Raw genomic sequence first — 13,184 nt, 5'->3', positions numbered from 1 at the left:
AGCTGGATCTCCTGAAACGGGTAGTCCCTCCCGCAGCTACAGGTGGAGAGCGGGAGAATTTGGGTGGCGCCTGCACGACGTTATATAGTCGACAGCAGAAATCGCCTGTCACCGTGATTACGGCTCTCTCCACGCAGCCAAACTACAGCCCAGAAGCGATTCTAGTCTGGCGATATCCGGCTCAAAACGCGCAAGGAGTTCCTTGCGCGTTTCTGTCGCTATTCCGCGCCGGGCCAACGATCCCTCCTTAATTTTCTCACTCGCCTTTCGAACGTGACCTTGTAGACGGTTGTCTCGCACAGTGTGGAGGGCTCGCTTCACTATGGTGAATGACGCCGTGTTCAATAACCGTAGGGCGCGCCCCCTGATGTGAGATTTGAGGCCGGGCGGCTTCTCGGTCGCCGCGTTAACACGAAGCCCTACTACCTTCGGCTCGAAATCTGCTCTCACTCCGAGGAACCGAAACAACCGCTTGGCCCCCTCACTCTCATCTTTGAAAAAGTCCTCGAACACTGCGACGAAGATTCTATCTTGCGGGAACCAGTCAAAATATGGCGTCAGTAGTCGATGGAAGAAACCCAGGTCCAGCAGGTACGGATTCTTCGCCAGCTCACGCTCAAACGTCGCTTCCCGCCTTTCCCTCTCTCGCAACAGCAGGTAGAGCGAATAGATCATGTCCACCGGGTTTCGCACAAATGCGATAATTCGAGCGTTCGGAAAGTGCTTGTAGATCCTATAGGCCGCGTTGGGATCGTAATAGTAGAAGGGGGAGAGTTCACCCAGTATTGCGTTCTCGGGTGCTCGTTCAAAGTAACTTCTGAGATGCGCGACCCCACGCGGGTACTTGTACTCGAACGGGTAGACGAGTCTGTCATTGAAAAAGTGGATCTCCTTGTGATTTGGGATCCAGATGTCGGGATGTTCGTTCAGCGCAGCTGCAAGCCACGTCGACCCTGCCCTGGGGGCTCCAACATACACAAAATCCAGGAACTCATCGTCCCGCAACATTACTGCAAAACCCCGTTCCTCACGCCTTCCAACAACTGGAACCTCCCAATCGCCGTCTCACAAACACGCACATCAAAGAATCGCCCAAAACGGCTTCGGAGTTCATTCTCCCACCATCGTTGCGCATCCCCGATCATCGCTTCGAAGCTTCCCATTCCCTTTTTTTGCTGTTGCCGAGTTCTGCAACCAGTAAACATCCGCATTCTTAGCACGCGGAATTGCCTTTCAAAACGGCTCATGTTACTTCCTTCTTCAAGATTGATGTTGTGGGGACAACTCAACCTCGGTTTTAATATGAGCCTTTTTTTTCGTGATAGGCAGAGCCTGCCACTCATGACCACTGACCACATCCTTAGAACGTGGGTTTCTACTTCAAACTAAAGAGACCTGTCTAACTCCCCCGTTTCCGACGTTCGGCCCAGTGCGGACACTTGTCTTGCCTCTCCCCCGACCCTGAAATGGAGCAGCTAAGGCATACCTCCAAAAAGAGAGAAGAGGAATGAATAGGAATTTCAACGCCACTTTCCCACCTATCGCCGGACAAACGTTACCCATACCTGATAATTTTAGCAAGACTTTTTGATCGTTTCCTTGATATCTAAGAATATGGACTCGATTCTTGGGAGACTTACGGGCGGAAATGCAGCCTTTCTAGCCCGTTATCCGGCTTTCCTACCCCCTCTGTAAGATTTTCACGGTTTTCACGGATAAGTCTCCTGATAAGATGAACCCAGCAAGGCCAGCAGTGTTCTGAGTTCTTCTTTGAGATTGACGATCAAGACTTGGGTGCTCTCTCGGGTGATCAAGAGCAGATGCACATCCAAAAAGAGTTCAAAGACCCACCGGGCGGTGGGTTTGCCCTTTTGATCGGGCACACTGGCCTGATGAGCGGCGAGGGTGGTGCGGATACGGTGTTCCGGCGCTCGATCTTTTTGAGAAAGAAGGTGACCGCCAGGAACATGGGGTCTTTGAGAAACTTACAAGCCCTGTTCTGAGATCCTGGTGCCTTGTGGTGAGTATCTGTGCTTTGTTGTTACTGGACATATCAATTAATTATTTAATAAGCCGACAAAAATTGTCTAATTTTTATGAATAATCCCCCAATGTGATACCCCAAGACACCTAAACCTGGAGACGGGCCATGTAAAGATGAAGGACTGAAAGACAGACGGCAAGCTTCCTGATGAGGTGATGGAGCATCTTCGCCGTCGTGCGGTGCATGCTATTCGAGAAAAGGGACACAGCCCGGAAGTGGTGGCCGAGATCTTTGGGTTCAGCCGAAACAGTGTCTATGAATAGCTCGAGCGCTATGACCGAGATGGTGATGAGGCCGTGGACAGCCGCCCTGCGCCGGGGGCCGAAGCGGTGATCACCGAGCAGATCGACGCTTGGCTCAAAGAGACGGTCTTAAGTTCTACTCCGATGCATCATGGCGATGACACCTTACTGTGGAACCGCGATATCCTGGCCGAGTTGCTGCAGCGCCAGTTTGGAACCATGGTGCACGGGGTGACCTCAGCCTCTGAGAAAACTCGGGCTAAGCTATCAGAAACCCCAGTACTAGGAGATCGGGCGCGGTGAGGACGAGCTCGCCTCTTTATCTCCAGATCAAATTCCCCCAGATCCAGCGCTTGGCGGGAAAGCTGGGGGCCGAGATCGGCTTTGAGGATGAAGCCGGGGTCAAGCCCCAAACCCGCTCCAGGCGGACCTGGGGTCTGATCGGACAGCCGCTAGTGCCGCGCGCTGTAAAGCACATGATTGGATATTTCGATGCGCTGAGCCTTCCGCGCTTGGATCCGCGCGTGAATATTTAATTTTATCGAACCGCCGTGTACGGACCCGTATGCCCGGTGATATCGGATGGGCGGCGCCATGAGGCGTCCCCCTATCCGGATTTAACTAGCAAGGTAAACTCGGCGGGTGAATGAATCATCGTCATCTTCTCCTGATAAAAGAGATGACAGCCTAACTGCCCTCTGGTTTGTCCTCAATCATTCTCAAAGTTGAGATGAGATCCGTTTAGTAATAGTCTTCTAAAACCGTCTCGGATCGTGGTGCTAATATCGTATTCTATGCACTTTAGCCGAAGACAGGATACAAAGTCTCTTCCATTAAATGTGAATGGGAAGACGCCATTGTTTCGCAGAAATGTTCTAAATTTCTTGTCTAGCTCTACGCTATTTTTTGATACATCGTCCCACATTCCATAGTATCCATCTATATGCTTTGCAACTCCATTATTTACGAGGTCTAACACCACATCGTATTCTGCTCCTTCTATGTTCATCCTCAAAAGAGAAATTTTCCTTGATAGTTTAATGTCTTCTTCTTTTAACCAATCTGAAAGCCGTAACGCTTTTACGTATTCATGTTCGCTATATTGTTCCCTAAATAGGGAATTGGCAAATCCTTCCCTAGAATCCTTATAAAGGCATATTTTGCCATCTTTTGGTGGCGTTTGGCACAGAGCAGCCTGAATCAAAGTAATATTTTTTTTGTTTTTAAACTTCTCTTTAGCAAAGTTAAATAACTCCTTACTAGCCTCAAAACCATATGCTTGGAAGTTATTGGAGAAACGTGGCAATATTTTGTTCACCATTAAAGATAATTCTTTTGCTTCTTTATGCGTACCCACATCTAGATACAAAATAGGAATATTCGTCGGCAATTTTTCTTTTATAAATAAGCTTGCAAGACCTAATTTTCTTATTCTTCTTGCAAATGCTCTTATCCAGAGAACACTTGTATCAAGAAAGATTATCGATCCAATAATAAATTTGCGTATAAGATCTATCGGTAGAACCTTGCTGACTATTCGAACTAAATCCCAATTCCAAAGACCCTGGTGAGGATGCCAAAAAACCCAGCGCAAAGGCCGCCCCTTTAAAAATTTCTTCAGACGGTTCAATTTTTATTCTCCTCCGAGATGCGATAGTATTGTAATAATCTCTACATTGGAGTAATTTTAGCTCGAATCTGTACATTTTTTTAGCTAATAAGGACATCATTACCTTAAATGCTTCTAAACAATTCTCAGCCCTCTCTGTCTAATGAGTTGAGACAATGGCAAAAAGCGGAGACAGTGATGAAGGCTGAGGCCATGAGTTTTTTTGAGCGGCAAACCCGTTTTCCCAACGATGAAGCGTGCGCACAATTTCTGGCCGAACGACGATGGCCAAACGGGTTTATTTGCCCGCAATGCGGCCATGATAAGGCACACCTGATAACGACCCGCCCGTTGTATCCATGTGCGAGCTGCCGCCACCAGGTGTCGGTGACCGCCGGAACAATTTTTCATTCCACGAAGATTCCCTTGAGGAAATGGTTTTGGGCGATTGACTGGGTAAGTTCGGACAAAGGGAGGATTTCGGCCTTGCGTTTGTCCAAGCTGCTGGCTATCTCCTGGCCCACGGCCCACCGGATGCTGCGCAAACTGCGCATCGCCATGGGACATCACGATAGCCTTTATCGGTTGGGCGAATGGTGGGAACTCGATGATGGGGGCCAATGTTCGGGAAAGCGCGGCCGGGGCGCCGAAGGAAAAACCCCCATTTGGGTGGCCTGTGAGGACCGGGACGAACGAGCGGGCTTTCTGGCCCTGGAGGCGGTGAACCAGGTGGACCACACTCACGTGGCTGATTTTGCCCAACGTCAGTTGAGGCCACAACACACCGTCTTTACCGATGCCTTGCCGGCCCTTGGCAGCTTGCAGGACTGCCACATTCACTGCCCACGGGTCACCCCGCCCGAGCAGGCCAGTCAGTGGCTGCCTTGGGTCCATGTGGCTATCGCCAACCTTAAGCGATTTCTCCTCGGGACTGACCATGGCGTCTCCAAAGCTTATTTACAAGCGTATCTCAATGAGTTTTGTTACCGTTTTAACCGCCGATTTTAAGAACCCCAACTTCCTTCCTGGTTACTCAACCTCTGCCTCGATCATGCTCCGGTGCCGTTATCCTAGGCTGAAAATTCGTGAGAGGCGTTTTACTTTTTGAGCACTATCAGCTTTTTTAATACCCTCAAAACCGAACTCACCCATCACCGGCGTTACCTGACCCGAACAGAAGCCCAGCAAGAGATTTTTGAATATCTTGAAGTGTTTTATAACCGCCAAAGACGCCATTCAGCGATTGGCTATCAGACTCCAGTGGGCTATGAAAAGCAATACCGAAAAATAGCGTGATTATGTGTCCGGAAAACCCTTGCCACATCAGTCTCGCCATGAAGAAAATTTTGCAACCGCCAGCAGAGCTGTTCCGCTACTCCCATAAAGCCTTTGAGCGAGATCCGCCCCTCGTATTCACGATGCACCTTCGCGGGGCCCTGCTGGTTGCTCAGCGAACAGCACAATCGTCAGCTTTTGCTCAGTGTTCCAGTTTCTTCTTTGCTTATCCACTATAACTCCACGTATAGTCTCTTAGCCTCTCTTTATTTCACCTACTCGTAGAAGAAATTCTTGGACTACTACTCCCTTCTAAAAAAGGCACAAGAGTCGGAAAAGCCAAGAAAGGAAAAAGTACAAAATGGATAGTACTGGTCTTGGTAACCCCCCCGGAGCCGGCTTCGCCGGTGGAAGTGAGGCTCGCTCAAAAAATCTACTCCAGCATTCCCGGAAATCTCTCTGTGCTTGTTGCGGACAAAAGATATGATAGCAATAGATTCCGCGCGTTTTTAGAGCAATATTAAAGAGTCGAGCCGGCTATAGCGGCTCGATAAAACAATATATATGTTAGAGTTCACTACCTTATTTAAGGGATTGTATTAATTACTGCTAAATTAGCCGGCGGTTCTAACCTCCTGCTGGAACTTCCTGGCGCAACAAGTGCATAGCCATCAGCACCTTTGGCTATTTTTACAGCGTCAAAATAAAGCGTATAGTCGTCGTTCTGGTCGCCCCCAAAATAAATTCCTAATTTAGCCGCCGGTGGAGTTGAATAGTCTGTGCCCACTATCACTCCAGCTGTCTCGCCAACTAGTTTTCCATTTATCCAACCTCTTAAAACACCATTGCCCTTTGTCGGCGAGCGCCTTAACTCAAGCACAAAGTCTGTCCATTGGCCAACATTGACCTTCCCCTCGAAGATCCGCTTGCGCTTTATACTGATCCCATCATACCATCTGTTGTCAATCTGCCATTTGCCATTTCTTAAATATATCGCGGGCTCACCTGGCTGACTTCCATAAATTGAGCCATATACAAAAATACCATCCTTTCTGTGTATTGGGTAATCGTGAGGCACGTAAACACTAAACCCAATCCAATACGTTGTATCCCGCAAATACCGAAACCGAGGATCATCTCCTAAAGTCACTTGTGTTCGCCTTCTGTGCATTTTATCACCGTCTTTGATACAACCCTCGTCACCTCTTTGGAAAGTGCGCAACGAATAACTGCCTTCCCGGCTTATATTAGTTACCCTCTTATATTGTTCATCTCGACATTTATAGTGAAATACAATATCTCCAAACCCCGATTCAAAATTATTGGAGTACTCTATCGTTGCTGCTGATGCCGAGGATACAAATAGAACAACAGAGAAGAAGAAAATTTTAAACAAAAAGCTTTTAAATCTTAATCGTTTCATAGCTCTAAAAACTCCTGTCGTTATACTAATATTACCTATAGGTCGCACTCTTAGGAAATGTTCCTAAGAGGCATAACAATGCAATAATAGTTTTTTTCTTATTTCGTCCATGAGGGCTTTAACTTTAGAGCACATCTAAGTATTCAATAGCCCGAAGTCTACTTATGCCGGATTGTTTCTCAGTTCAAATAAAACGCTGCAAGGGATTTACGCCCAGCAGGTGTGGTCAGAGTCTCAAGAATGAGCCAACGGGCAATACACGCTGTGGTATTTAAAGCGGGCTGAAACAGTAAAAGGTTACAGAGGCGGCGTCGAGCGGTCGGTAGTTATCGGGTCGGAGGGAGAGTTGCCCCTATCGTCCGCCCACACCACCGTGCGTACGGGACCGTACACGGCGGTTTGAGGTATCCTGAAAAAAATGGACACTCCTGATGGGTTAAAATCACTGCTGTCCCATAAAGGCACAACGAAAAAGGCCTGAAAACCGACTTGTTTTGATACAATGAAGTCGCCAAAAGTCATTGAAAAACAAGAAGGAGCTCAGGCCTTGGCTCATCATAATACCGTGTTTTCTCAGTGACTCAAACTGGTCCCGAGACATGAATTCGAGACCCTGGCAAACCGGCACCACGATGGCCGGAAACTGCGCAAGATGACCCGGTGGTCGCAGTTCGTTGCCATGACGCTGGCACAGTTGTCGGGCCTTTCCAGTCTGCGCGATGTCGTCAGCAATCTATCCGCCCAGACCGCCAAGCTCTACCATCTGGGTGCCGCAATCGTCAGCCGCTCCTCTCTGGCTAGAGTCAATGAGAAGCAGCCCTACACACTGTACGAACAGTTGGCCGGAAAGCTCCTTATCCAATGCCAAGGGCGCGCCCCTCGCCATGGCTTCCGGTTCAAGAACAAGCTCTACTCGCTTGATGCCTCTACCTGTAGTGGTCAAGAATGGCAGATTGGGTAATGGAAAGCCCAAGCAAGCGCTGTGGTCGACAGTTTGTGGAAAACCCAAGAAAGCAAAGGATTTCCGACGAGACCAAAGCGGTGATTGACAAGCGGTTACTGGATGAATATGCCCTTAGCGGGTATTGCTCGTGTAACAGGTGTGTCGGAGCCGTATAGGTGAACCAGAAATACAAAACCATTCATCGACAGGTCGAGGTAAAAAAAAGAGAAAGGGCGTCTTACGATCCAATGTGATGAGTTCTGGAGATTTGTTGGAAAAAAGTCGGCTAAACAGTGGGTTTGGATCGCCATAGACGTGGATACAGGGGAAATTGTGGGCCTTTATATATAGGGGATCGGAGCGAGGCCGGCGCCCGAGGTCTATGGGATTTACTCCCGGCGGTGTATCGTCAATGCGCGGTCAGTTATATGGATTTTTGGCAAGCCTATAACGCCCTCTTACCGGCTACCCGACATCGCCCGGTCGGTAAGGAGACGAGGAAAACGAGCAAGGTGGAACGTTTCAATTGCACCTTAAGACAACGGGTTTCTCGTTTAGTGAGAAATACGCTCTCCTTTTCTAAGAAACTTGAAAATCATATCGACGCTATCTGGAACTTTGTACACCATTACAACGCTGCCATTGCAGAGGCTTAGAGCAAGACCCGTAGAATCACTTAAGTTTTGGGACTACCTATAAATATTGATATAGTGTAATGCACTGAATGTCATTTTTTATTATGCTCTTCCTCCAAAATTGTCTGTAATAACTCAAGATGAGATTCACATCTGATCATATTAAGCTTTGACCTTATTGTTGTTTTGGTTAAAAAAAAGCGTTTTGGCGAAATAACCTTTGTCAATCTACCAATACCCTTGAATAAAACTGGAGAATACTGTCGCAGTATCTCATTTGATTCTTTCCTTTGACAAAAATTTTTCCACTCAAAGCTATAGCTAGCCTCATCCAGGAGAATTTTATTAAAAAAATCAAGTCTTTTTAAAAACTTATTTTTTTCTACGCTATGCAGTTTTCTAATCCCCATATTTTCTACCGATTGGTAATAAGGTATAAATTCATAAGAAACCAGTGTTTTCTTTTCCATGGAATAAACCAAACGAAAAGCATACCCATTATTCCAATCTTTTATAGGCTTTTTCGAATCAAATAGAATATTTCCTAAGCTATAAACAATAGGTTTGCTTTGGTAAAATTCATAAGCACCTGGGATATGGGGATGATGACAAATAACCGCATCAACTCCCCGATCAATAAAATATCTGCATAACTTTTTTAATCCTGGTCTAGGATAAGGAAAATATTCATTACCTCCATGGATAGTAATAAACACAAAGTCAGCTTCTCTACGTGCTTTCTCTATTTGTATAGTGTTATCGATAGGATCAAGCGGAGCTACACCAGGTTTACCTACTTCTGCTATGCTAAATTCATGCTCTGCTACGGCTATTATAGCAATTTTTTTACCACCTCGTTCCAAAATAAGTGGCTTCTGGGATTCTTTGAGATTTTCTCCAGCTCCGCTATAATCCAATTTGAATTGTTGACAAGCTTCAAAAGTTTCGTCCAACCCTTCTTTTCCATAATCCATAATATGGTTATTAGCCAGCCCAACCACATCAAAACCTGCACCTTTAATTGCCTCAATGCAGTTGGGATGTGCTTTTAGATTGGGTCCACTTTTCTTTATAGCCTTGTCAGAGAGACAAAGAGGCGATTCAAGATTTACAAAAGATACATCTGCATCAAATATATCCTCTTGGAGATCACCAAAGATATCTCTTCCTTTCTTAAGAACTAATTTCTCATAACGCCTAACAGGAGCAAAATCACCAGTAAAGAGAAAAGTAATACTTCTCATTTTTTTTCCTCTATATCAATGCTGTCCCATAAATCGGGAATAAAATTTCTTCTCCGATGATGTGGCAAGGGTTTTCCGGACAGAGGATACCTAATTTTCGGTATTGTTTCTCATAGCCCACTGGGTCTGATAGCCAATCGCAGAGTGATGCCTTTGGCGGTTATACACGACTTGGAAAGTTAACCTCTAAATGCGGAGATAGGAGTAGAGTTAAGGGGGCATTAGTTGCCCAACATCTGTTCCTGAGATTGCCCCTGCGCGAAGAGGGTTTGCACGAAGTGCAATATCTGCCCTAAGGCCTAGCGAGTGAGGCTCAGGTAAGGTCGAGGGCTGGAAACGGGATCACGGGGAACCCTAATCGGGCACGAAGGTGGAAACGCCGGATACAGACAAGGGTTCACCTAATGGATTACCGCGCCAGCCCTCGACCCTACCTGAGGCCATTTGCTTAACCTCTGCGCCGACTACGCCCCCATAACATTGTCCTTGGCTGAAAGTTTGTGAAAGGCATTTAAGTCAATCAGGCCTCCAAGCTTATAATTCCATTCATAAGGTTCAAATTCACCTAGGCCACCAAATGGGAAAAAGGTTAATTCTCCAAAATATACCTTGTCTTGCAAACAATACAAATCTACCCTGACAAATGCAAAATCTCGGGAAAGTTTTTCAGCAATCTCGAGCATATACTCATACTTTTTAGGTTTGGATAAAGGGTAATCAAAATGAGGGGATGATTTGCCAGGTAAATGCGAACCCGTAAATGGCATTAAATTCCAATTTTTGTCATAAAAATCAACGACCTTACCTTTATGCCTGTCTCCAATTACTTGGCAATATAAAGGTCTTCCGTGAAAACAGTAGAATTTGAAATCTTTCAAACATTCATCTTCACCATCACTTAGGTACTTTTCACACACTATTCGTGGTTTAATGTCCCTGTACACCCATTCACGAGCATGATTGTAATAGCTACTATTTAACCACAGCTTAATTTTGTTAATTGTTTCCTCTACGTCGATTTTTGATTTATCTTGACATACAATATTCCATCCTGAACCATGAGTTGCCTTCAACACGAACGATTTAGGCAGCATTGAAAAATCTATATCTTCTGCTTTATCGTAAACTCCATACAACTCATTCAATATTTCACCACACCCCCGCGAACGAACAAATTCCCGAACGCCAACTTTATCAGAACACATGACAGCCACTGGATCATGCCAATTTAACTTAATCCATTGTAATTTCTCATTAAATTTTATTGGATTTTTAAGATTTGGTAGCCGTTTTAGGTTAAAAGCGTACCTAATAGTAATAAACCATCTGTCAGGTATAACAGAGAGTATCAAAAATACATACTTACTAATCAGCGGGAATCGCTCTACCTTGGGTTTTTTTATGTTTCTCATTAGACACGCTCCTTAAATTAAGTATTATCACCAGCAGAGCCTCGCCTAGCGCAAAATACAGAGTTTATCTTTATTGATGCGGGTAGATTGGAGTATAGAAGCGGTAGCCTTGCATTTTCCACAATATCAAGAAGGCTATTCATATCGCCAATTGAGTTATCGCCATCGCTACAAACAACGACTACCGGGAAGTAGTGCAGAGAGAACGGCCGGAATGATGCTACTTATAAGACAAGGTAATCGCATTCACTTCTGCCACAGCTTACGTTCTAAAAAGGGCATCGATATCTGGCTGGAAAAGTTGTTCCAACCGTTCACGTGTTGCCGGAGAAAGCGGTTCCTTCTGGCAAGCATTCCACGCTTTCAGTCGCCCACGCATAGCAAAGATGAGTCCGCCTAATCTACGCAGCCGCGTCCGGCGCATTTTACTCGCTAGCACGTATAACGAACCAGGAGCAATAAGGCAACGCGCCACCCATCGCGACCGCGGAGCACTAGAACGGTTGTAAACTGCACTCAAGTTACTGCTTTCCAAGGGTAGGATACCTAAAGATGCACATATCTCCTGCAAAAATTGTTTTGGATCGCGTTGCATATCTTCCAGCAGGCGAATGAATATTTGTTCCCTTGGAAATACGCTCAAGAAACGCTCCACCTGCGGAGAATAAAATGTACTTTGCGTATAGAGCCACAGATCCAACCACTTCTTCGACTTACGTTGGGCTTCCTGTTCAATCGCCGCTTCAAAGGAAAGAGTCTCCCTACCTTCAGCTACCAGGTGCATATATTGTGAATAAGCCTTTTCTACCGGATAGCGCAGAAGAATAATAATTCGTGTTTCTGCCCCTAGTTCCTTGTAAATGCGTTCGGCACAGCCTTCATGATAAAGGTAAAATGGGGAAATATATCCAATTGCCTTCTGGCAACCGACAGCCTCATAACAAGCAGCATAGGCATCCGGCGTCTTACAAATGGTTTTTACCGCATACCGGTCGGATGGCCCCTGGGTCAATTATATGATCTGGTGAGATGAGAAAGAATGCAATTCTTTCTTTACTGGCAGATAAATATCGAAGTGCTGAGATAAATAATAGTAAAGCGAAGTAGTACCAGATTTTGGAGCACCGACGATCACAAAATTCGGAAGTTTGCCTAAAGCTTTTAGTTGTTCAAAAATTTTAGAATCTGCCATATACTCACTCTTCTTTAATATCCACTTTGCTCTTCATCTTTTCAGCAACCTAGCGCCCAAGGACAGTGATCGTAAAACAGAAGAAGCTATCACCCACACGACGGTTTCTTATACTTTAAACTGGTTAACATTTGTGGACTTTGATTGCTCCTGGCTATTAGCTAACCAAAAAATGCCTCCAACTAAGGAAATAATTAAGTTTAGCATACGTCTAAGAAGTGCAGCAGCGAATGCCTCTTCCGCAGATATTCCTGCTTGCACATAAAGAAGAATAAACACCGACTCCGTTATACCAATGCCGTTAATTGTTATGGGTACCATAGAGGCTAATATAATTAAGGACGCGATAATAAGCACATCATTAATAGTGATGCTTATATCTAGCATAACAAAACACAAATACTGAAAAATCACCATCAACAAGTAAAATAATATTGAGAGCAGCAAACTAACTGCTATTATTAATTTTTCTTTACGATACAGTCTTATCGCATCTAAAATTTTAGATACCTTACTCAGTATCAGTTGTATTTTCCCATCTAATTCCTTTTTTATTTGTAATTTCCTAATGAAAACTTTTAGAGCTATCAATATTAAAAACCCAAATAATATTAAAGCTCCAACTGCTTCCCACGATGAAAAAATCAGGAACTCCTTCGTAAAATATTTAGACCATATCAGAAGGCTTACCCCTCCCCACGCAACCACAATTATAAGTCCCGTTGCCCGTTCAACGATAATACTTGACACCACCTGTGCAGTTCTTCTGGTCCATTGTAAAAGAGCTACCCGTACGGCATCTCCTCCTACAGTAGATGGAAGGAAGTTATTAAAAAATATCCCAATCCAGTAATATCGAATTAGCTTCCCAAAAGTGATATCAAGAGCTTGTGCTTTTAACAGAAATTTCCATTTTAGTACAGAAATTTTTATATTAATTAGGAGGGTGAGAACACACCAGATCCCTATGGACCAATCTGCTTTCATTAAAAGGTTTAGGCTCTCCTGCCAGTCTATGAATGATATTAGAAGGATTACCAATAGAAACGTTGTTACGACTTTAAGCCACCATTGTTCACGCCGATTAATTCTTTTCACTGCTATGAAACCATTGCTTCATGCATCTTTATCTGTGGCACGAGTGGACCAAGACACCCTCAAAAAA

The 13,184-nt window shown here is 45.1% G+C and carries 11 protein-coding genes and 5 pseudogenes; 6 read left to right on the top strand and 10 right to left on the bottom strand.

Translation table 11 applies throughout. The features are described from left to right. Positions 1-117: 117 nt before the first annotated feature. From E3U44_RS07800 to E3U44_RS20600, 3 genes and pseudogenes are all read right to left on the bottom strand, one after another. On the bottom strand, positions 118-1,008 hold the full coding sequence (locus E3U44_RS07800) for a sulfotransferase family protein (RefSeq protein WP_134357622.1): 891 nt from the start codon (positions 1,006-1,008) through the stop codon (positions 118-120). Continuing rightward, positions 1,008-1,247: a hypothetical protein gene (locus E3U44_RS07795; protein WP_134357621.1), complete on the bottom strand. Its 240-nt coding sequence runs from the start codon at positions 1,245-1,247 to the stop codon at positions 1,008-1,010. The genes E3U44_RS07800 and E3U44_RS07795 overlap by 1 nt, the downstream gene beginning before the upstream one ends. A gap of 462 nt (positions 1,248-1,709) precedes the next feature. Continuing rightward, a pseudogene (locus E3U44_RS20600) lies at positions 1,710-2,026 on the bottom strand (IS1634 family transposase); the annotation flags it as partial. A gap of 314 nt (positions 2,027-2,340) precedes the next feature. On the opposite strand from E3U44_RS20600, the gene E3U44_RS07790 reads away from it, so the two are divergent. Both E3U44_RS07790 and E3U44_RS07785 read left to right on the top strand, forming a co-directional pair. Beyond that, positions 2,341-2,589, top strand: coding sequence for a hypothetical protein (locus tag E3U44_RS07790; RefSeq protein WP_134357620.1), 249 nt, complete (start codon positions 2,341-2,343; stop codon positions 2,587-2,589). Further along, positions 2,586-2,822, top strand: coding sequence for a hypothetical protein (locus E3U44_RS07785; RefSeq protein ID WP_134357619.1), 237 nt, complete (start codon positions 2,586-2,588; stop codon positions 2,820-2,822). The genes E3U44_RS07790 and E3U44_RS07785 overlap by 4 nt, the downstream gene beginning before the upstream one ends. 173 nt (positions 2,823-2,995) lie before the next feature. Here E3U44_RS07785 and E3U44_RS07780 read toward each other — a convergent pair whose 3' ends face one another. After that, positions 2,996-3,916: an FkbM family methyltransferase gene (locus E3U44_RS07780; protein WP_134357618.1), complete on the bottom strand. Its 921-nt coding sequence runs from the start codon at positions 3,914-3,916 to the stop codon at positions 2,996-2,998. Between the two features lie 177 nt (positions 3,917-4,093). Here E3U44_RS07780 and E3U44_RS07775 point away from each other — a divergent pair. Both E3U44_RS07775 and E3U44_RS07770 read left to right on the top strand, forming a co-directional pair. Beyond that, positions 4,094-4,900: pseudogene (locus E3U44_RS07775) on the top strand (IS1595 family transposase); the annotation flags it as partial. Positions 4,901-5,011: 111 nt separating this feature from the next. Next, positions 5,012-5,191 (top strand): annotated as a pseudogene (locus tag E3U44_RS07770) (IS3 family transposase); the annotation flags it as partial. A gap of 565 nt (positions 5,192-5,756) precedes the next feature. Here the strand turns inward: E3U44_RS07770 and E3U44_RS07760 are convergent. Further along, positions 5,757-6,593, bottom strand: coding sequence for a polysaccharide lyase family 20 protein (locus tag E3U44_RS07760; RefSeq protein WP_134357615.1), 837 nt, complete (start codon positions 6,591-6,593; stop codon positions 5,757-5,759). 586 nt (positions 6,594-7,179) lie between these two features. Between E3U44_RS07760 and E3U44_RS07755 the strand changes: the two are divergent. Continuing rightward, positions 7,180-7,521 (top strand): annotated as a pseudogene (locus tag E3U44_RS07755) (DUF4372 domain-containing protein); the annotation flags it as partial. Continuing rightward, positions 7,514-8,192: pseudogene (locus tag E3U44_RS07750) on the top strand (IS1 family transposase). The pseudogenes E3U44_RS07755 and E3U44_RS07750, both read left to right, overlap by 8 nt. Before the next feature lie 71 nt (positions 8,193-8,263). Here E3U44_RS07750 and E3U44_RS07745 read toward each other — a convergent pair. The 5 genes from E3U44_RS07745 to E3U44_RS07725 all read right to left on the bottom strand — a co-directional run bounded on the left by E3U44_RS07745 (position 8,264) and on the right by E3U44_RS07725 (position 13,117). After that, positions 8,264-9,415 carry a CapA family protein gene (locus tag E3U44_RS07745; protein ID WP_134357614.1) on the bottom strand — a complete coding sequence of 384 codons (1,152 nt, stop codon included), beginning with the start codon at positions 9,413-9,415 and terminating at the stop codon, positions 8,264-8,266. 464 nt (positions 9,416-9,879) lie between these two features. After that, positions 9,880-10,827, bottom strand: a complete 948-nt coding sequence (locus E3U44_RS07740; RefSeq protein ID WP_134357613.1) for an ATP-grasp fold amidoligase family protein — start codon at positions 10,825-10,827, stop codon at positions 9,880-9,882. A 262-nt stretch (positions 10,828-11,089) separates the two neighbouring features. Then, the gene (locus E3U44_RS07735) at positions 11,090-11,839 is read right to left on the bottom strand and encodes a sulfotransferase (RefSeq protein WP_134357612.1); all 750 of its coding nucleotides are present in this window, start codon (positions 11,837-11,839) and stop codon (positions 11,090-11,092) included. Then, positions 11,840-12,019 (bottom strand): sulfotransferase, encoded by a 180-nt coding sequence (locus tag E3U44_RS07730; RefSeq protein ID WP_134357611.1) that lies wholly within the window; start codon positions 12,017-12,019, stop codon positions 11,840-11,842. Between the two features lie 108 nt (positions 12,020-12,127). Beyond that, positions 12,128-13,117: a lysylphosphatidylglycerol synthase transmembrane domain-containing protein gene (locus E3U44_RS07725; RefSeq protein ID WP_166805035.1), complete on the bottom strand. Its 990-nt coding sequence runs from the start codon at positions 13,115-13,117 to the stop codon at positions 12,128-12,130. Positions 13,118-13,184 lie beyond the last annotated feature (67 nt).

Source organism: Nitrosococcus wardiae, from assembly GCF_004421105.1.
Classification (GTDB): Bacteria; Pseudomonadota; Gammaproteobacteria; order Nitrosococcales; family Nitrosococcaceae; genus Nitrosococcus; species Nitrosococcus wardiae.
Note: the sequence above shows the minus strand (reverse complement) of the source record. Positions and strands in the feature narration are given on the sequence as shown.

Bases quoted from the DNA above. Each gene is read 5' to 3' on its own strand.
- E3U44_RS07800 (WP_134357622.1), bottom strand. From the start codon at position 1,008: ATGTTGCGGGACGATGAGTTCCTGGATTTTGTGTATGTTGGAGCCCCC.
- E3U44_RS07795 (WP_134357621.1), bottom strand. From the start codon at position 1,247: ATGAGCCGTTTTGAAAGGCAATTCCGCGTGCTAAGAATGCGGATGTTT.
- E3U44_RS07760 (WP_134357615.1), bottom strand. From the start codon at position 6,593: ATGAAACGATTAAGATTTAAAAGCTTTTTGTTTAAAATTTTCTTCTTC.
- E3U44_RS07745 (WP_134357614.1), bottom strand. From the start codon at position 9,415: ATGAGAAGTATTACTTTTCTCTTTACTGGTGATTTTGCTCCTGTTAGG.
- E3U44_RS07740 (WP_134357613.1), bottom strand. From the start codon at position 10,827: ATGAGAAACATAAAAAAACCCAAGGTAGAGCGATTCCCGCTGATTAGT.
- E3U44_RS07730 (WP_134357611.1), bottom strand. From the start codon at position 12,019: ATGGCAGATTCTAAAATTTTTGAACAACTAAAAGCTTTAGGCAAACTT.